The sequence below is a fragment of the Arthrobacter sp. P1_H7 genome, from assembly GCF_056405215.1.
Genome location: NZ_JBFUCO010000016.1, coordinates 20,675 through 39,620, shown reverse-complemented (window position 1 = coordinate 39,620; position 18,946 = coordinate 20,675). Strand labels below are relative to the sequence as shown.

The 18,946-nt window shown below is 68.4% G+C and carries 15 protein-coding genes; 4 read left to right on the top strand and 11 right to left on the bottom strand.

The window, feature by feature from the left end; genetic code table 11:
* Nucleotides 1–41 precede the first annotated feature (41 nt).
* The gene (locus tag AC1DXI_RS15525) at nt 42–794 is read right to left on the bottom strand and encodes an MIP/aquaporin family protein (protein ID WP_476939363.1); all 753 of its coding nucleotides are present in this window, start codon (nt 792–794) and stop codon (nt 42–44) included.
* A 156-nt stretch (nt 795–950) separates the two neighbouring features.
* Complete coding sequence (locus tag AC1DXI_RS15520; RefSeq protein WP_476939362.1) at nt 951–2,726, bottom strand: glycerol-3-phosphate dehydrogenase/oxidase; 1,776 nt, start codon at nt 2,724–2,726, stop codon at nt 951–953.
* A gap of 126 nt (nt 2,727–2,852) precedes the next feature.
* On the opposite strand from AC1DXI_RS15520, the gene AC1DXI_RS15515 reads away from it, so the two are divergent.
* The 4 genes from AC1DXI_RS15515 (at nt 2,853) to AC1DXI_RS15500 (ending at nt 6,791) form a co-directional block, all read left to right on the top strand.
* Complete coding sequence (locus AC1DXI_RS15515; RefSeq protein ID WP_476939361.1) at nt 2,853–3,812, top strand: sugar-binding transcriptional regulator; 960 nt, start codon at nt 2,853–2,855, stop codon at nt 3,810–3,812.
* 83 nt (nt 3,813–3,895) lie between these two features.
* Entirely contained in the window at nt 3,896–4,765 is an 870-nt protein-coding gene (locus AC1DXI_RS15510) for an aldo/keto reductase (protein WP_018773128.1), read from the top strand.
* 11 nt (nt 4,766–4,776) lie between these two features.
* Entirely contained in the window at nt 4,777–5,703 is a 927-nt protein-coding gene (locus tag AC1DXI_RS15505) for an alpha/beta fold hydrolase (protein ID WP_476939360.1), read from the top strand.
* Nucleotides 5,700–6,791 (top strand): glycosyltransferase family 4 protein, encoded by a 1,092-nt coding sequence (locus AC1DXI_RS15500; protein ID WP_476939359.1) that lies wholly within the window; start codon nt 5,700–5,702, stop codon nt 6,789–6,791. Before AC1DXI_RS15505 ends, AC1DXI_RS15500 begins: the two co-directional genes overlap by 4 nt.
* A 266-nt stretch (nt 6,792–7,057) precedes the next feature.
* Here AC1DXI_RS15500 and AC1DXI_RS15495 read toward each other — a convergent pair whose 3' ends face one another.
* The 9 genes from AC1DXI_RS15495 to carA form a co-directional block, all read right to left on the bottom strand.
* A complete protein-coding gene (locus AC1DXI_RS15495) occupies nt 7,058–9,232 on the bottom strand; it encodes a primosomal protein N' family DNA-binding protein (protein ID WP_476939358.1) in 2,175 nt (724 codons plus the stop codon).
* Between the two features lie 185 nt (nt 9,233–9,417).
* On the bottom strand, nt 9,418–10,653 hold the full coding sequence (gene metK / locus AC1DXI_RS15490; protein WP_370121922.1) for a methionine adenosyltransferase: 1,236 nt from the start codon (nt 10,651–10,653) through the stop codon (nt 9,418–9,420).
* Between the two features lie 77 nt (nt 10,654–10,730).
* Nucleotides 10,731–12,044, bottom strand: a complete 1,314-nt coding sequence (locus AC1DXI_RS15485; RefSeq protein ID WP_476939357.1) for a bifunctional phosphopantothenoylcysteine decarboxylase/phosphopantothenate synthase — start codon at nt 12,042–12,044, stop codon at nt 10,731–10,733.
* A 52-nt stretch (nt 12,045–12,096) separates the two neighbouring features.
* On the bottom strand, nt 12,097–12,357 hold the full coding sequence (rpoZ, locus tag AC1DXI_RS15480) for a DNA-directed RNA polymerase subunit omega (RefSeq protein ID WP_018773134.1): 261 nt from the start codon (nt 12,355–12,357) through the stop codon (nt 12,097–12,099).
* A gap of 39 nt (nt 12,358–12,396) precedes the next feature.
* Complete coding sequence (gene gmk / locus AC1DXI_RS15475; RefSeq protein WP_028276459.1) at nt 12,397–12,969, bottom strand: guanylate kinase; 573 nt, start codon at nt 12,967–12,969, stop codon at nt 12,397–12,399.
* A gap of 40 nt (nt 12,970–13,009) precedes the next feature.
* On the bottom strand, nt 13,010–13,327 hold the full coding sequence (gene mihF / locus AC1DXI_RS15470) for an integration host factor, actinobacterial type (RefSeq protein WP_018773136.1): 318 nt from the start codon (nt 13,325–13,327) through the stop codon (nt 13,010–13,012).
* A 188-nt stretch (nt 13,328–13,515) separates the two neighbouring features.
* Nucleotides 13,516–14,382, bottom strand: coding sequence for an orotidine-5'-phosphate decarboxylase (gene pyrF, locus AC1DXI_RS15465; protein ID WP_476939356.1), 867 nt, complete (start codon nt 14,380–14,382; stop codon nt 13,516–13,518).
* The gene (gene carB, locus AC1DXI_RS15460; RefSeq protein ID WP_018773138.1) at nt 14,375–17,674 is read right to left on the bottom strand and encodes a carbamoyl-phosphate synthase large subunit; all 3,300 of its coding nucleotides are present in this window, start codon (nt 17,672–17,674) and stop codon (nt 14,375–14,377) included. Before carB ends, pyrF begins: the two co-directional genes overlap by 8 nt.
* Nucleotides 17,674–18,912 carry a glutamine-hydrolyzing carbamoyl-phosphate synthase small subunit gene (gene carA, locus AC1DXI_RS15455; RefSeq protein ID WP_476939355.1) on the bottom strand — a complete coding sequence of 413 codons (1,239 nt, stop codon included), beginning with the start codon at nt 18,910–18,912 and terminating at the stop codon, nt 17,674–17,676. The genes carB and carA overlap by 1 nt, the downstream gene beginning before the upstream one ends.
* Nucleotides 18,913–18,946: the final 34 nt, after the last annotated feature.

Sequence of the window (18,946 nt, the reverse complement as noted above, 5' to 3'; positions counted from 1 at the left end):
TTGACGTCCTTGTCTGTTTAGCGTGGCAGTTGATCTGGCAATCAGAGGGGCAGTACAGGGGGGATGATCGGCACAACCGCGGCCACGAGGCCGCCGAGGCCGCCACCGATCAGGGGTCCGACGACGGGGATCCAGGAGTAGCTCCAATCGGAGGATCCCTTGCCCTTGATGGGGAGGAGGGCGTGTGCGATGCGGGGGCCCAGGTCACGGGCCGGGTTGATGGCGTAGCCGGTGGGGCCGCCGAGGGAAACACCGATGCCGACAACCAGCAGGGCGACCGCCAGCGGGCCGAGTCCGGACGGTGTCCCGCCGAAGGTCAGGATGACGAAGACGAGGACAAAGGTGCCGATGATCTCGGTGATCAGGTTCCACGGGTTCGAGCGGATGGCCGGGCCGGTGGAGAAGACGGCCAGCTGACTGGCGGGCTCCTGCTCGACATCGAAGTGCTGCCGGTAGGCCAGCCACATGATGACGGCGCCCAGGAAGGCACCGGTCAGTTCACCGCCGAAGTAGGTCAGGGTTGAGGCGAAGTCGACCGGAACGCCGGGGGCGTACAACTTCTTGCCGTTGACCAACAGGCCGAAAGTCACGGCAGGGTTCAGGTGCGCACCTGAGATGGCGGCAACATAGACACCGGAGAAGACGGCAATGCCCCATCCCCAGGTCACCATCAGGAACCCGCCGTTGTTGCCCTTGGTGCTCTTGAGCGCAACGTTGGCCACCACGCCGCAACCCAGCAGGGTCAGCATGGCGGTACCGAATAATTCGGATAGGAAAACTATTCCAAGAGACATCTTTGACTCCTCTATTTTCTGTTGTCGGCCTCCGCGAGTTTGGAAGCCGTGGGGCCGGCAGCATGTTCGTGCTGCCGGCCAGCCACTGCGCCGGCCGCCGGGGCGGACCGCGCAGTGCTTGCACCCGGGCTTCCCTGCCCGGGCACGCAAGTCATATCAGGCGACCAGGCTGTGGACCCGGACACCGTGGAACCGCTGAAGCACCTCCTGTGCGTGGCTGATCTCCATGGCCCGGCGAGCCGCATCCCAGCCGAGCGGGCCCGAAAGCGTGTCGGCAACTTCGTTCAGCAGCTCCCCCGTCACCAGTCCGCGGAAGGCCAACGAGGTGCGGCGGATGAGAACGTCCACGAGGTGCCCGATCTGCTCGTGGGTGGCCATGAACTCCAGTTCGCGGGTGCTCAGCTCACGCGTCGAATGCAGCAGCCGGTCCGGCCCGCCGGCCGGCCCGTCCAGGAACCGGATGACTTCTTCGGCGCGAGTCCCGTAGCGGGTCAGCAGCCCGGTGACGCGGGCGGCGTCGCGGCCGGCCGACATGTGGGCCTTGATCCAGCGCTGGACGCCGTCCTCGCTGTCCGGGAACCCTGCTCCGCCGCCGATGGCGAGCTTCGCCGTCGAAACCTTCCGTTCCAGGCCGAGTTCGGCCAGGACGTCGTTGCTCAGGTGCTCGGCCAGGGCCCGGAACGTGGTCCACTTGCCGCCGACGAGGCTGAGGACGGCTCCGCCCGCCGCCTGCCGGCGTTCGATCCGGTAGTCCCGGCTGACGAACCCGGGCTGGGTGGCGTCATGCTTCGGCAGCGGGCGCACACCGGAGAACGAGTAGACAATCTGGTCCCGGCCCACCGGGATGTCCGGGAAGACGTGGCCGATCAGGTCAAAGAAGTAGTCGATTTCCGCCTCGGTGCACACGGCGTCCTGGGCCATGTCGGCGTCGACGTCGGTGGTGCCGACCAGGACGCGGTCCCCCATCGGATAGATCAGCACGATCCGGCCGTCGGTGTGCTCGAAGAAGATCTCGCGGCCGTTGCACGCCGCGAGCAGCTCCGGATGGTCCAGCACGATGTGCGAACCTTTGGTGCCGCCCATGAACGACGACGCCGCCCCCATGGCCTCGTTGGTCAGGTCGACCCAGGCGCCGGTGGTGTTCACGACGACGTCGGCAGTGAAGTCGAACATCTCGCCGGTCAGTTCGTCGCGCAACTGGACCGTGGTTCCGGGGGTGCCGGTGGTGCCGCTGGTCCCGGAGCCACCCAGCGAGACAAGCGAGACGTAGTTGCTGGCGCGGGCGTGGCCGTCCGCACCGCCGGCCTTCTCGCCGTCCTGGAGCACGTCGAGGGTGAGGCGCTCGGGGTTGTGGACCGAGGCGTCGAAGTAGGTGGCCGCGTATTTGATCCCGGGGTGCAGCGCGGGCAGCTCGGCCAGGGCGCGCTTGCGTCCGCGGAACTGGTGGCGCGGGACCGTGCCGCCGTCGCGGGAGAAGAAGTCGTACATGCTCAGGCCGAGCTTGATCAGGAACGCCCCGCGTTCGGTGTGCTTGCCCTGCTTGTGGGTCAGGAAGCGCATGGGGGCGGCCAGGACTCCGGAGAAGGTGCTGAAGATCGGGATCGTGGTCTGCAGCGGCTTGACGTAGTGCGGTGCGATCCGCAGAAGCCTGTTGCGCTCGGTCACGGACTCCTGGACGAGGCGGAACTCGCCGTTTTCGAGGTACCGGATGCCGCCGTGGATCATGTGGGAGGAGGCGCCGCTGGCGCCCTGGCAATAATCGCCGCGCTCAACGAGCGCCACGTCCACGCCCTGCAGCGCCAGGTCACGGAACGTGCCGACCCCGTTGATTCCGCCTCCGATGATCAGAACCTGCGCGTGCCGCCGCGTTCGCAGCTTCTGCACCGAGGCGCGATCGTTCGCCGGTGTGCCGACTGAGTCCTTCTGTCCCAAAACTGCTCCCTTGGGTTTGATTCTGTGCGGCACGCCCGTGGCGCGGCGCCGTTCAACACTATTCTTTGGACTAATGGAAAATGGAGTCAAGCACTATGCACAAACGTGCAGATGGGAAATTTCACGATGCAATCACGCCAGTCCGACGCCCTCCGCGCGGCCCAGCTGTATTACCTGCAGGACCTGACCATGGATGCCATCGCCCGCGAGCTCCGGACGTCCCGGTCCACGGTTTCGCGGCTGTTGTCGGCGGCGCGCGATTCGGGTCTGGTGCAGATCCAGATCCGCAGCCCGCTGGACACCGGGCCCGAACTCGAGGGCATGATCCGCGCCGAATACAAGGTGGATGTCCATGTCGTTCCGGTGGTGGACACCCTCAATGAGGCGGAAACACTGGACCGGGTGGCCATGCAGGCCGCCCGGACGATCGGACCGCTGGTGGACTCCAACGCCATCATCGGCGTCGCCTGGGGCTCCACTCTGAGTGCCGTGAGCCGGCACCTGACGCGCAAGATCACCCACGACAGCGTGATCGTCCAGCTCAACGGCGCCGGGAACATGCAGACCACCGGCATCACCTATGCCTCCGACATCATGCGGCGGTTCGGCAGCGCCTACGGAGCACGGGTGGAACAGTTTCCCGTGCCGGCCTTCTTCGACCACGCCGCGACCAAAAAGGCCATGTGGAATGAGCGCAGTGTTCAGCGGATCCTGGAGCTGCAGGCCCGGATGAGCATCGCGATCTTTGGTGTCGGATCGGTCGACGCCGACTACCCCAGCCACGTCTACGCCGGCGGCTACCTCGATGAAGACGACCTGAACGTGCTGGCGAACTCCGATGTGGTGGGCGATGTGGCCACGGTATTCTTCCGCGCCGACGGGTCCTCGGACGGCATCACGCTCAACGCGCGGTCCACCGGCCCGGCCCTGGCCCAGCTCCGCCAGGTCCGGCGCCGCATCTGCGTGGTGTCAGGTGCCTCCAAAATCAACGGGCTCAGGGGCGCGCTGGCGGCAGGACTGGCCACCGACCTGATCCTGGACGAGGCCAGCGCCCGCAGACTGGTCCGCTTCGACGGACTGAGCTGAGTGGCCGCGGGGCACCGCAACCGGCATGGACCGCAGCAACTGCGGTCCGGCACCCGCCAGCGCCAGTGGGTAAAGTCTTTGTCATGAGACTCTCCCCCCGGCTGACCCTGAACAACGGCGTATTGATCGACCGGCTGGGATTCGGGCTGTACAAGGTCCCCCCGGCCGACGCCGCCAGCCTGGTGACCATGGCGGTCGAGACCGGCTACCGGCACTTCGACACCGCCGCCATGTATGGCAACGAGACCGGCGTCGGCAAGGGAATCGGTGCCCTGTCCGGATTTGAAGGCACCGGCGGCGGCCCCGGGGAAACCGCACCCTATGTTTCCCGCCAGGACCTCTTCATCACCACCAAGGTCTGGAACGACGACCACGGCTACGACGCCACCATGCGCGCGTTCGACACCTCGATCTCCAACCTCGGCCTGGAGTACATCGACCTCTACCTGATCCATTGGCCGTGCGCACGCCGTGGCCTGTTCCCGGAAACGTACCGGGCCCTGGAGACGCTGTACCGCGAGGGCAAGGTGCGCGCAATCGGCGTCTCCAACTTCCAGCCGCAACACCTGGACCGGCTCCTGGAAACGGCGGAGGTGGTGCCCGCCGTGAACCAGATCGAGCTTCATCCCTGGCTGCAGCAGGATGAACTGCGGGAAAAGCACGAGGTCCTGGGCATCCGCACGGAGGCGTGGAGTCCTTTGGGCCGCGGCCAGGTCCTGAAGGACCCGGTGATCCTGGCCCTCGCGGCCGAACACGACCGCACGCCGGCGCAAATCATCCTGCGCTGGCACCTGCAGCTGGGCAATATCGCCATCCCCAAGGCCAGCTCGTCCGGGCGGATCCGTGAAAACTTCGAGGTCTTCGACTTTGAGCTCTCCCCGCTGGATATGACGGAGGTCGGCGGCCTCGAACGCGGCTTCCGGACCGGTTCCCACCCCGACAACGTCGCATAGGATTCGAACTAATGGAACAAGTGGATACCGGGCCCTCACGCGCGCCCCTGTTCAGCGGCGGACTCGACGCCCGCACCCGGGCCGCGGCCGTTGAGGTTGACGGCGCCCGGATCGCGTACTGGGTCTACGAACCCGCCGAGGTCACCGCCGAGACGCGCACCATCCTGGTGGTGCACGGGTTCCGCGGCGACCACCACGGCCTGCTCCGGGTAGCCGACCAGCTGACGGACATGCGCCTGATCATGCCGGACCTGCCGGGCTTCGGCAGCTCGGCTGCCTTCGCAGGAACAGGGCACAGCGTTGCCGCCTACTGCCAATTCGTTGAAGGCTTCATGGCCGCGCTGGGACTGGGCGCGGACACAGTCCTGTTGGGGCATTCGTTCGGTTCGATCATTGCCAGCCATTTCGTGGCGGCCAAGCCCGGCGCCGTGGCCGAACTGATCCTGGTCAATCCCATCGCGGCGCCTGCCCTCGAAGGGCCCAAAGGCCTGATGACGAAGCTTGCGGTGCTCTACTATGAGGCCGCCGCGCGCCTTCCCCAGCGGTTCGGGCTGGCCCTGCTGCGCAGCCAGGCGATCGTGCGGGTGATGAGCGTGACCATGGCCAAGACCGGGGACAAAGACATCCGCCGGTTCGTGCACGCCCAGCACAGCGCCTATTTTTCGTCGTTCGCGGACCGGGACAGCCTGCTTCAGGCCTTCAAGGCCTCGGTGGGCAGCAACGTCACCGAGGTGGCCGGCGAACTGTCGCTTCCGGTGCTGCTGATCGCGGGAGAGAAGGACGAGATCGCCATGCTGGCGGACCAGCACAAACTCGCGGCGCGGCTCCCTGACGGGCGGCTGGAAGTCATTCCCGGCGTCGGGCACCTGATCCACTACGAAACCCCCGAACCCGCCGCCCGCTACATCCGACGCTTCCTGAAGGACCACGCCGCGTGAAGATTCTCATTGATGCCCGCTTCACCCGGCTGGACCAGCACGACGGGATCAGCCGCTACGGCGCCAGCCTGATCGCGGCGGCGGCCAAGATCGCCGACGTCTCGATGCTGATCAGCGACCCCCGCCAGCTCGCGCTCCTGCCCGATGTTCCGTACACCATGATCAACAGCCCGCTGTCCCCGGCCGAACTCTTCGTGGCGGCCAAGGTCAACAAGCTGGGCGCGGACGTGGTGGTGTGCCCCATGCAGACCATGGGCAGCTGGGGCCGGAAGTACGCCCTGGTGCTGACCCTGCACGACCTCATCTACTATGAGCACCCCACCCCTCCCGGATTCCTGCCGGCCCCGGTCAGGGTCCTGTGGCGGCTGTACCACAAGGCCTTCTGGCCCCAGCGGCTGCTGCTGAACCGGGCGGACATCGTGGCAACGATCAGCTCCACCACGGCGGCCCTGATGGCGAAGTACCGGCTCACCCGGCGTCCCGTCAGGATTGTCGGCAACGCCCCCCAGCACGGCCACACCCCCCGCGACCCCGGGGCGGGGGCCGACAAGACGCTGCTCTACATGGGTTCCTTCATGCCCTACAAGAACGTGGAGACCATGGTCCGCGGCATGGCGGAGCTGCCGGACATGACCCTCCATCTGCTCAGCCGCATCGCCCCGGAGCGGCGGGCCGAGCTCGAGGCCCTGGCCCCGGAGGGCGCAAACATCGTCTTCCACAACGGCGTGACCGACGCCGAGTACGAGGCCCTGCTGGCACGCACCACCGCCCTGATCAGCCTGTCCCGGGCCGAGGGCTACGGACTGCCGCTCGTCGAGGCCATGTCGCACGGCACGCCGGTCATTGCCAGCGATATCCCGATCTTCCGGGAAGTCGGCGACGACGCCGTCAGCTACGTGCATCCGGACTCTCCGGCGGAGTTTGCCGAGGCGGTGCGCACGCTTGAGGACCCTGCCCTGTGGAAAGCCCGTTCCCGCCGTTCCGTGGAGCGGGCCGCAGACTTCAGCTGGGACGAGTCGGCGCGGCGGCTCGTGGCCGTCGCCGAAGAGGCCGTCGCGCTCCGGAACCGGCCTCGCGGCCGGAAGTAACCGGAACGGCCGTACGTGGCCGGCTCGGAGATCCACTCCGCCGCACCCGCAGCGAGGCCGGGATGACGCCGGGGCCACGGGTCCCCCGATCACCCATTTGTCGCAGAGGGCCGCAATAGGAGCCTCATTCCGGCCATCTGTGGCGAATGGCCGCCAGCAGGCAGGCCCGTTGCACGGCAGGCCCGTTGTACGGGGGGCCGCCGTGCAGGGTGGGGCCAGGTGAACCGGGCGGGGACAGGTGGGCCGCGGGGACGCCATGGAAGGTTCTAGAGGACGTCGACGCCGTCCAGGCGCAGCTGCACCGGGTCATCGCTGCGCTTGGCTGCGGCCGCCGCCTTGACGGCCCGCATGACGGCCGTGGCAGCCGCGGCCTGGGCGTAGGGGATGAACAGGAGGGTCCGGACTTCCTCGCCGGAATCCCGGGGCGCAGAATCCCGCGGCGGCGTGCGGCCGGCCCCCGCGGCTGCGGGCAGGATGACCGGCGCGGGCCCGGCCGTCCGGAGGACGGTTCCCTGCGCCGCCAGCTGGTGCTGAATGGCATCCGTGAAATGGCCGACGGCGGTCCTGCCGCCGGTGACGGAGGCGACCCGCACGGCGGGCGGCAGCTGCAGCTCCTGCCGCAGTGCCAGTTCACGGCTGGCGTACCCGGCGGGATCCCAGCGCAGCAGGGCGCCAACCCCGGCCGCGTCGTCGGCCGTAATGACCACCAGGCCGCCCTCGGAAGCCGGCCGCACCAGGGCCGCGGCGTTGAACCAGCGGCGGACTGCGTCCTCCCCCGCCCTCAGGTTTTCCCGGCGCAGCAGCGAGTCGCCGTCGAGCAGCAGGGCTGCGGCGTAGCCGCCGGCGGCCACCGGTTCGGCACCGACGGTGGCCACCACGAGGGCCGTGGTCTCCGCAACGGTGGCCTTGATCTGGTCCCCGGAGGAGGTGATGACCGGTTTCCCCGGAAAGGCCCGGCCGAGCTCCTCCGCGGTGCGGAGGGCTCCCGTGGCGCCGCGCCGGAGCCTGGCGCCGTTGCACGTGCCGCAACGCCATGCCGGGGCCGGTGCCGAGCACCAGCGGCATTGCGGCACGGCGCTGCTCCCGGCCGGGCCGGCGATCGCCAGGGGCCCGCTGCAGGCGGTGCAACGGGCAGGTTCCCGGCAGGTGTCGCACACCAGCGAGGGGGCGTAGCCGGCGCGGGCCACCTGGACCAGGACCGGACCGCGTTCCAGGCCCTCCTTGGCAGCCCGCCAGGCCGCGCCGGGGAGGCGGGCGATGCGGGCGAGCGGGTCATGCTCGAGTTCGTAGCTGTCGGCCGTGTTCAGGACGCGCGGGACTGTCCGCCGCAGGACAGTCCGGTCCGCTTCCACGGCCTGGGCCCAGCCGGAGCCGACCAGCCGCTCCGTTTCGGTGCTGCGCGAATGGGCCGCGAGCAGGCACGCGGCTCCTTCCTGGCCCGCCCGCAGCAGGAGGACTTCGCGGGTGTGCGCGTACGGTGACCGCTGCTCAATGTGGAGGTCGTCGCCGTCGTCCCAGCAGACCACGAGCCCGAGGTTCGGCACCGGCGCGTAGGCGGCGGACCGGGTACCCACCGCGACTCCGGCGGCGCCGCTGAGCACGCGCAGGAAACTGCGGTAGCGCGGCGTCTGGCCGTCGTCGGCGGTGAGCCGGGCGACGTCGCCGGCGGGAAGCAGTTCCAGCAGGGCAGATTCCACGCGGTCGAGGTCCCGGTAGTCGGGCACCACCACGACGGCGCCGCGGCCCGAGATCCGGACCGCGGCCACGGCTTCGGCGATCATTCGCGGCCAGCTGGCGGGCCCGTACCCCTGCAGGGCGGTCAGCACGGCCCGGGGCGACTCCCCCGCGGCGAGGTGGGCGAGGAACGCCGCACCGTTGCGGTACCGGGTCCAGATGCTGCGGGCGGCCGGCGACGGAAGCGACACGTCGGTCGCCAGACCGAACATCTCAGTGCCGAAGAGCCCGGGGTCGAGCCGGCCGTCCGGGGCGAATTCCTTTTCGAGTTTGGCCATGCGCGGCGGCACGGCAACGCGCAGGACATCGCTGACCGTTCCGGCGTAGCGCGCGGCGATCCGGCCGGCGAGCTCGGCCACGGCGGGGGTCAGGACCGGCACGGCAGAGAGCACCTTGTGCAGCGGCACCAGGGGGTGGCCGGCGTCGGATCCGGCCGTGCGCTCCAGCAGGTATCCGGCCAGTTCCTGTCCGTTGAACTTGACCTTGACCCGGACTCCGGGCAGGGCTTCGGCGTCGAGGGCGGCCGGGACGCTGTAATCGAAAGGCCGGTCCAGGTGTGGGAGCGAGGATTCGATCAGCACCCGCGCCACCGGCAGGTGCGCGGCAAGGGCGGGCCCGGACGCTTCCGCGGCGGAGGCGGGAAAGCCCTGGAGCAGGGAGAGCTGCTGGGGTTCGCCGGGCGCGCCGCCGGCAGGATTGGGACTCACGGCTCACACCTCCCCTCGGGCTATATGGCGGTTTCTCAAATGCACTGTGATCCTGGAAAACTGTGATCCTAGAAAACTGTAGCCAGGCCACCGGGGGGCGGCCTGGCTACAGCACATCACACAGGACTGACAAACTCACCATCAAAACAAACGGCCTGGGCGGCTTTGGACGGTGTGGCCCGGCCTTAGGCGTTGAAGAACGCCTTCAGCTCGTCCACCCGGTCCAGGCGTTCCCACGTGAAGTCCGGGTCTTCGCGGCCGAAGTGACCGTGGGCGGCGGTCTTGGCGTAGATCGGGCGCTTGAGGTCGAGGGCGTCGATGATGGCCCGCGGGCGCAGGTCGAAGATCTCGGCGATCGCGGCGCTGATCCGGGCCGGGTCCACGGTTTCGGTTCCGAATGTCTCAACGTAGGTTCCCACCGGGCGGGCCTGGCCGATCGCGTAGGCGATCTGGATTTCGGCGCGCTTGGCGAGGCCGGCGGCCACCACGTTTTTGGCGACCCAGCGCATGGCGTAGGCGGCCGAGCGGTCCACCTTCGACGGGTCCTTGCCGGAGAACGCGCCGCCGCCGTGGCGGGCCATGCCGCCATAGGTGTCGACGATGATCTTGCGGCCGGTGAGGCCGGCGTCGCCCACCGGGCCGCCAATCACAAAGGCGCCTGCGGGGTTGAGGATGTTGCGGGTCCGTGAGGTGTCCAGGTTGGACAGCGCCATGACCGGTCCCACCACGTGCTCGGCGAGGTCGGCCCGGAGCCGGTCGAGGCTGGTGCCCTCGGCGTGCTGGCTGGAGATGACGACAGTCTCGACCGAGACCGGACGGTCGCCGTCGTAGCCCACGGTGACCTGCGTCTTGCCGTCCGGGCGCAGGTAGGCGAGTTCGCCGTTCTTGCGGACCTCGGTCAGCCGCTCGGAGAGCCGGTGCGCGAGCCAGATGGGCACGGGCATGTAGGACGGGGTCTCGTCGCTGGCGTAGCCGAACATGAGTCCCTGGTCGCCGGCGCCCTGGAGGTCGTAGTCGTCCTCCTGGCGGCCCTCACGGGCTTCGAGGGAGTTGAACACACCGCCGGCGATGTCGTTGGACTGCTGGCCGATGGACACCGAGACGCCGCACCGGGCGCCGTCGAAGCCGTTGGCCGAAGAATCGTACCCGATGCCCAGGATGGTCTCCCGGACTATCTGGGGGATCTCGACGTAGGCGTCGGTGGTGACCTCGCCCGCGACGTGGACCAGCCCGGTGGTGGCCAGCGTCTCCACGGCTACCCGGGACTCGGGGTCTTTGTCGAGCAGGGCGTCGAGGATCGCATCGCTGATCTGGTCACAGATCTTGTCGGGGTGGCCCTCCGTCACCGACTCGGACGTGAAGAGCCGGAGCGCGGCGGGCGTGGACCCGTGGAAGGCGGGGATGTGCAGCGGTAAAGTCACTCAACTACCTTACTGGTTGGATAACGGACGTCCGGCGGCGTGTGTCCCCGTGCTAAGGAGATGTTGGTTACGCCGGGCTACGCCGGCGGTACAGCCCGGCTCAGCTCGGCGCTGATCCGGTCGATCACGGCAGCCGCGACGTCGGATTTGGAACCCGACGCCTCTTGGGGTTCGGAGCCGTCGCGGGAAAGGATGACTACTGAGTTCGTGTCCTCACCAAAGACCAAGTCCCGGCCCACCTGGTTGACGACCAGCAGGTCACAGGCTTTCCGGCGCAGCTTGGCCCGGGCATAGTCCAGGACGTCGCCGCCGGCGTCGCCCGTCTCGGCGGCGAAGCCGACAATCAGCTGATTCCGGGACGCGGCGTCGCGGACCTCGACGAGCTCGCGCAGGATGTCGGGGTTGCGCACCAGGTTGATCACGGGGTCGGCGACGTCGTCGCGCTTCTTGATCTTGGTCCCGGCGACGTCCGCCGGGCGGAAGTCCGCGACGGCGGCAGCCATGATGACGACGTCGGAGTCGGCGGCCGCGTGCAGCGCCGCCTCCCGCAGTTCCAGGGCAGTTTCGACCTGGACGAGTTCGACGCCGGCGGGCGCCGGGACCTCCATGTGGGCGGCCAGGAGGCGGACGCGGGCGCCGGCCGCGCTGGCGGCCGCGGCCAGGGCCACCCCCTGCTTGCCGGAGGAGCGGTTGCCGAGGAACCGCACAGGGTCCAGCGGTTCCCGGGTGCCGCCGGCACTGATGGTCACCGTCAGCCCGGCCAACGGCAGGACCGCCGGCTGCGCCGCTGCCGGCCCGGCGGCCGGGGCGGTGTCCATGTCAGCCTTAACGGCCGGCATGGCCGCGGAAGCGGCGGACGCGGCGGCGCCGGCGAGGGCCATGGCGGCGGTGAAGATCGCCTCGGGCTCGGGCAGGCGGCCGGGACCGGAGTCGGCGCCGGTGAGCCGGCCGCTCGCGGGTTCCAGCACCGTGACACCGCGGCTGCGCAGGGTCTCGACGTTGGCTTCGGTGGCGGGGTGTTGCCACATTTCGGTGTGCATGGCCGGGGCCATGAGCACCGGGCAGTCGCCAGCCATCAGCAGGGTGTTGGTGAGGAGGTCATCGGCCTGGCCGGTGGCCGCACGGGCCAGGAGATCGGCCGTAGCCGGGGCCACGACGATCAGTTCGGCCTCGTGGCCGAGCCGGACATGGTTGACCGTGTGGACGGCGTCGAACACGCTGTTGCTCACCGGGTGCCCGGACAGGGCCTCCCACGTGGCGACGCCGACGAAGCGGGTGGCCGCCTCGGTGGGGATGACCGTGACGTCATGCCCGGCTTCAGTAAAAAGCCGGAGGAGCGATGCCACCTTGTAGGCGGCAATCCCTCCCCCGACTCCGAGGACTATGCGCACGTGATCTCCGTCAGCAGGCAGTCTGTTTACTTGGCTCTTCCCGCGGAGGGAATTACTCTGCGGTTTCGATCGGCGTGGAGACGAGCTTGCCTTCGTTGATCTCGCGCAGCGCGATCGACAGGGACTTCTCGTTCAGCTTGGTGTCGACCAGCGGGCCAACGTACTCGAACAGGCCCTCATGCAGCTGGGCGTAGTACGCGTTGATCTGGCGTGCGCGCTTGGCACCAAAAATCACCAGTCCGTACTTCGAGTCGGCGGCCTTCAGCAGCTCGTCGATCGGCGGGTTGATGATGCCTTCAAGGTTCGTGGACACGAATTCTCCAAATTCTAACGGGCCGGTACGTCCCGGCGCCTAGCGCGGGTTCGGGGTCAGCCCCATGAGTGAAACAAGCTCGTCCGCTGCCCGACGAACGTCATCATTGATGACGGTGTGGTCGAACTCCGGTTCAGCGGCAAGTTCTAGTTTAGCGGTTTCCAGCCTCTGCTGCTGTTCTTCGGCGCTTTCCGTGCCGCGGCCGACCAGCCGGCGGACCATTTCGTCCCAGCTCGGGGGCGCCAGGAACACAAACTGGGCATCCGGGACAGCCTGCTTGACCTGCCGGGCGCCCTGCAGGTCGATCTCCAGCAACACCGAGCGGCCCTCGGCAATGGCGGCATCAACCGTGCTGCGCAGCGTGCCGTAGCGGTTCCGGCCGTGGACGACGGCCCATTCGAGCAATTCGCCGTTTTCGACCAAAGAATCGAATTCCTCGGCCGATTTGAAGAAGTAGTGGATCCCGTCCTGCTCTCCCGGCCGCGGCGGACGCGTGGTGGCAGACACGGAGAGCCAGACGCCGGGATAGTTATCCCGGATGTAGGTGGACACGGTGCCTTTGCCAACAGCCGTCGGGCCGGCGAGGACTGTCAGTCCCGGTTTCTTGCTCACATATTCCTTTGGGCGGTGGTGGGCAACTCGGCGGACCGAGCTACTTGTCGTCAATAAAATCTACCAGCGCCCGGCGCTGGTGGATTCCCAGGCCGCGGACCCGTCGGGACTGTGCGATGCCGAGCTGGTCCATGATGGCCGCCGCCCGGACCCGGCCGATCCCGGGCAGGGCCTCGAGCAGCTCCACGATTCTCATGCGGGCAATGGCGTCGTCGGATTCGGCGGCGCTGATGACTTTGGCGATGGTCAGCTCGCCCGTCTTGAGGCGCTCCTTGGCCTCGGCCCTGGTGGCCCTTGCGGCAGCAGCCTTGCGAAGGGCGTCGGAACGCTCCTGAGGAGTGAGTGGTCTCAAACTCACGGAAGGCCTCCCTGCATGGCGGGACGGGGCACTCATGCCCTTGCCCCGAACCTACCGTCAGGCGGCGGCAGAAATCAATGGAAATCTGCGCGCCGGCCAGTTCGGGAACGGAAAAGCGCAGTCCCCCGACGGGACAGCCCGCGGCCCGGGTCCGTTAGCTCGGTCCCGGGCCGGTGCGGCGGCTGCCGCTAGGCGGCGAGGAGTTCGTCGAGGGTGCGCCGCGCGGCATCCCGGAGGGCCTGCTGCTGCGGTCCGGCGCCGAGGATGTCCCGGCTTGAGGTGCCCAGGACCTGGGGATAGGCCGCACCGAAAGTGCGGCGCAGGTCCGCGGCGGTGGCTCCCTGCGCACCCAGCCCGGGGGCAAGGATGGGCCCGCGGACCGCCGCCAGATCGAGATCCAGTGCGGTGAGGGCGGAGCCCACCGTGGCGCCGACCACCAGGCCCACCGAACCGAGGGAACCGTCATAGCGGCGGTTCTCCACCGCGGCCGCTTCCGTGATCCGCCGCGCCACGGAGTCCATCCCGCCGACGTGCTGGACCGAGGCGCCCTCCGGGTTCGAGGTCAGCGCCAGGACGAACACCCCGCGCCCGGTCTCGGCCGCCAGGTCCAGGGCGGGCCGGAGTGACTCGAAGCCCAGGTACGGGCTCAACGTCACCGAATCCGCGGCCAGGGCCGAGCCGTCCCGCAGCCAGGCGTCCGCGTAAGCGGCCATGGTGGAGCCGATGTCACCGCGTTTGGCGTCCGCGATGGTCAGCACGGACGCTTCAGCCGCCGCGGCCAGGGTGCGTTCGAGCACGGCGATTCCGGCCGAGCCGTGGCGCTCATACAGGGCCACCTGAGGTTTCACCGCGGCGGCGAGGGAACCCACGGCCTCCAGCACGGTCAGCGAGAAGCGTTCCAGCCCGGCGGCGTCGTCACTCAGCCCCCAGCGCTGCAGCAGCGCCGGGTGCGGGTCGATGCCGACGCACAGCGGGCCGCGGGCCGCCATGGCCCGCCCCAGCCGGGAGCCGAAGGACTCCCGGCCGGCCGTTTCGGCGGCGGACGCCTCAGGCATCCTGGAGCGCCTTCAGGTTCGCGGCGTGCTCCTGCAGGCTCGTGACCGACCATTCATAGGTGCGCAGCGCCTCGATGGCCTGGACGGCGGCGTTGAACTCGGCCACGGTGGTGATGCACGGGATCCCGATCGACGTCGCGGCGGCACGGAGTTCGTAGCCGTCGCTGCGGGCCTCGCCACCGGAGGGGGTGTTGAAGACCATGTCGATCTCGCCGGCGATGATGAGGTCGGCGATGGTGCCTTCACCCTCGGCGCTGGAGCCTTCGGCGACCTTCCGGACCGGGGTGGCCTGGATGCCGTTGCGGCGGAGCACGTCGGCCGTGCCGCCGGTGGAGACGATCTCGAAGCCGAGGTCCGAGAGCCGCTTGACGCCCATGATGACCGAGCGCTTGTCCCGGTTGGCCACCGAGACGAAGATCTTGCCCTCGGTCGGCAGCGCGTTGTTGGCGGCCGCCTGGCTCTTGGCGAAGGCCGTGTCGAAGTGCTTGTCGATGCCCATGACCTCGCCCGTGGAGCGCATTTCCGGGCCGAGCAGGGAGTCGACCACCTTGCCCTCGGGGGTGCGGAAGCGGCTGAACGGCAGCACGGCTTCCTTGACCGAAACCGGCGCGTCCAGCGGCAGGGTGGAGCCGTCGCCGCTCTCCGGCAGCATCTTGTAGGCGCTGCGGAGCTGGTTGATGGTGACGCCGGTGCCGATCAGGGCCGCGGCTTTCGCCATCTGGACACCGGTGGCCTTGGAGACGAACGGCACGGTGCGGGAGGCGCGCGGGTTGGCTTCGAGGACGTAGAGCACGTCGGAGGCCAGGGCGAACTGGATGTTGATCAGGCCGCGGACGCCCACGCCCTCGGCGATGGCCAGGGTGGCGGTGCGGACCCGTTCCAGCACGTTGCCGCCCAGGGTGATGGGCGGCAGCACGCAGGCCGAGTCGCCGGAATGGATGCCGGCCTCCTCGATGTGTTCCATGATGCCGCCGAGGTACATCTCCGTGCCGTCGTAGAGGGCATCGACGTCGATCTCGACGGCGTCCTCGAGGAAGCGGTCGATCAGCACCGGGTGGTCCGGGGTGATTTCGGTCGCGTTGGCGATGTAGCGGGAGAGGTTGGGCTCGTCGTAGACGATCTCCATGCCGCGTCCGCCGAGGACGTAGGAGGGGCGGACCAGGACCGGGTAACCGATTTCGTCGGCGATCTTCTTGGCGTCCTCGAAGGACACGGCGGTGCCGTTCTTCGGCGAGACGAGCCCGGCCTTGTCGAGGACGCGGGAGAAGGCGCCGCGGTGCTCGGCGAGGTCGATTGCCTCCGGCGAGGTGCCAAGGATCGGCACGCCGGCGTCGGCGAGCTGCTGGGCGAGCTTGAGCGGGGTCTGGCCGCCGAGCTGGACGAAGACGCCCATGACCCCGCCGGTGCGTTCCTCGGCCGCGATGACCTCGAGGACGTCCTCCAGGGTGAGCGGCTCGAAGTAGAGCCGGGTGGAAACGTCGTAGTCCGTGGAGACGGTTTCCGGGTTGCAGTTGACCATGACGGTCTCGTAGCCGGCCTTGCGCAGTGCCATCGAGGCGTGCACGCAGGAGTAGTCGAACTCGATGCCCTGGCCGATCCGGTTGGGTCCGGACCCGAGGATGATGATGGACGGCTTGGCGTGCAGCGCCACCTCGTCCTCCTCGTCATAGGAGGAGTAGTGGTACGGGGTGTAGGCGGCGAACTCGGCCGCGCAGGTGTCCACGGTCTTGTAGACCGGACGGATGCCCAGGGCCTGCCGGACCCCGCGGACGACGTCCTCGGAGTTGTGGGTCAGCGCACCGATCTGTTCGTCGGAGAAGCCGTGGCGCTTGGCGCGGGTCAGCATCTCCGGGGTCAGCGCCGCGGCCTGGCGGATTTCGAGGGAGATCTCGTTCAGCAGCTGGAGCTGGTCCAGGTACCAGGGGTCGATCTTGGTCGCCTCGAAGAGCTGTTCGACGGTGGCGCCGCCGAGCATGGCGCGCTGCACCTGGTGCAGGCGCTCGGTGGTGGGACGCTTGGCCTTTTCGATCAGCTCCGCGACTTCCCATTCCGGGACGTGGCTGAAGTCCAGCTGGGAGCCCTTCTGCTCCAGGGAGCGCAGCGCCTTCTGCAGCGCCTCGGTGAAGTTCCGGCCCATGGCCATGGCCTCGCCCACCGACTTCATGGTGGTGGTCAGGGTGGGGTCCGCCGCCGGGAACTTCTCGAAGGCGAAGCGCGGGACCTTCACCACCACGTAGTCCAGGGTCGGTTCGAAGGACGCCGGGGTCTTCTGGGTGATGTCGTTGGGGATCTCGTCCAGGGTGTAGCCGAGGGACAGCTTCGTGGCGATCTTGGCGATCGCGAAGCCGGTGGCCTTGGACGCGAGGGCGGAGGAACGGGAGACGCGGGGGTTCATTTCAATCACGACGACGCGGCCGGTGTCCGGCTCGACGGCGAACTGGATGTTGCAGCCGCCGGTGTCGACGCCGACCTCGCGGATGACGGCGATGGAGATGTCGCGCAGCCGCTGGTATTCGCGGTCCGTCAGGGTCAGGGCCGGGGCGACGGTGATCGAGTCGCCGGTGTGCACGCCGACCGGGTCGAAGTTCTCGATGGAGCAGACCACCACGACGTTGTCGTTCTTGTCCCGCATCATCTCGAGCTCGTACTCCTTCCAGCCGAGGATGCTCTCTTCGAGCAGTACCTCGGACGTGGGGCTGTACTGCAGGCCCTGGCCGACAATCCGGCGCAGGTCCCCCTCGTCGTAGGCCAGCCCGGAGCCCAGGCCGCCCATGGTGAAGGAGGGCCGGACGACCATCGGGTAACCGAGGTCCCCGGCCGCCTCGAGTGCCTCGTCCATGGTGTGGATGATGTGGCTGCGGGCCGACTCGGCCCCGCAGCGTTCCACGACGCCCTTGAACTTCTCGCGGTCCTCGCCAAGTTCAATCGCGGCAATATTGGCGCCGATCAGCTCGACGTTGTACTTCTCCAGGACGCCGTTCTTGTCCAGCGCGATGGCCGTGTTCAGGGCCGTCTGGCCGCCGAGGGTCGGCAGAAGCGCGTCGGGGCGCTCCTTGGCGATGATCTTCTCCACCACTTCGGGAGTGATCGGCTCGATGTAGGTCGCGTCAGCGAACTCGGGGTCCGTCATGATCGTGGCCGGGTTGGAGTTGACGAGGATGACCCGCAGGCCTTCCTCCTTGAGGACGCGCAGTGCCTGGGTGCCGGAGTAATCGAATTCGGCCGCCTGGCCGATCACGATCGGGCCGGACCCGATGACCATGACGCTCTTGAGGTCAGTTCTCTTGGGCATTACTTCGTGTCCTCAGTCTTGGAATCGGTGGCAGTCTTTGTGCCGGTCTCTGTCTTTGAAGAAGCGTCCGCCATCAGCTCGATGAAGCGGTCGAAGAGGTAGGCGGCGTCGTGCGGGCCGGCGGCCGCCTCGGGGTGGTACTGCACGGAGAAGGCCGGAATGTCGAGGCAGGACAGGCCCTCGACGACGTCGTCGTTGAGGCTCACATGGCTGACCTCGACGCGGCCGAAGCGTTCCTCGGGGGCCTGGGTGGCGCCGTTGAGCGGGGCGTCGACGGCAAAGCCGTGGTTTTGCGAGGTGATTTCGACCTTGCCGGTGCGGCGGTCCATCACGGGCTGGTTCAGGCCGCGGTGGCCGTAGCGCAGCTTGTACGTGCCGAACCCGAGGGCCCGGCCCAGGATCTGGTTGCCGAAGCAGATGCCGAAGTACGGGATCTTTTCATCGAGCACGGAGCGCAGCAGCGCCACCTGGTTGTCCGCGGTGGCGGGGTCGCCGGGGCCGTTGGACATGAAGAAGCCGTCGGGGTTGACGGCCTGGACGTCGGCGAGGGTTGCCGTGGCGGGCAGCACGTGCACCCGGACCCCGCGCTCGGCGAACCGGACGGGGGTCATGCGCTTGATGCCTAAGTCAATAGCGGCAATGCTGAACCGCGGCTCGCCGTCCCAGCCGAAGTCCTTGGGCTCCACCGTATAGGCGGCGTCCACGCTGACTTCCTCGGCGAGCCGGGAGCCTTCCATCGGCGAGCTGGCCAGGACGGCGTCGACGAGGTCCTTGTCCGTGGCGCGGGCGGCTTCGCCGGAGAAGATGCCGGCGCGCATGGTCTTGTGTTCGCGCAGGTGGCGGGTGATGGCGCGGGTGTCGACGCCCTGGATGCCGACGATCCCCTGCTCGACGAGCTCGTCGTCGAGGGAGCGTTCGGAACGCCAGTTGGAGGGCCGGCGGGCGGCGTCGCGGACGATATAGCCGGCCACCCAGATGCGGCGGGACTCGGCGTCGTCGCTGTTGACGCCGGTGTTGCCAATGTGCGGCGCGGTCTGGACCACGAGCTGGCGTGCGTAGGAGGGGTCGGTGATCGTCTCCTGGTAGCCGGTCATGCCGGTCGCGAAGACTGCCTCGCCGAGGGCCGTTCCGGTGGCGCCGTAGCTGGTGCCGCGGAAAATCCGGCCGTCCTCGAGTACGAGGACTGCCGGGGTGGATGCTGCTGCGGCGGGTGTTGCTGTCACTGAATTTTCTGACACTGAATTTTCTGGCACTTCGTTGGCTTCCGTCACG

What these genes read in the sequence shown, in the direction of transcription:
- AC1DXI_RS15525 (WP_476939363.1), bottom strand. Translation starts at nt 794, where the DNA reads ATGTCTCTTGGAATAGTTTTCCTATCCGAATTATTCGGTACCGCCATG.
- AC1DXI_RS15515 (WP_476939361.1), top strand. Translation starts at nt 2,853, where the DNA reads ATGCAATCACGCCAGTCCGACGCCCTCCGCGCGGCCCAGCTGTATTAC.
- AC1DXI_RS15510 (WP_018773128.1), top strand. Translation starts at nt 3,896, where the DNA reads ATGAGACTCTCCCCCCGGCTGACCCTGAACAACGGCGTATTGATCGAC.
- AC1DXI_RS15505 (WP_476939360.1), top strand. Translation starts at nt 4,777, where the DNA reads ATGGAACAAGTGGATACCGGGCCCTCACGCGCGCCCCTGTTCAGCGGC.
- pyrF (WP_476939356.1), bottom strand. Translation starts at nt 14,382, where the DNA reads ATGCCTGAGGCGTCCGCCGCCGAAACGGCCGGCCGGGAGTCCTTCGGC.
- carB (WP_018773138.1), bottom strand. Translation starts at nt 17,674, where the DNA reads ATGCCCAAGAGAACTGACCTCAAGAGCGTCATGGTCATCGGGTCCGGC.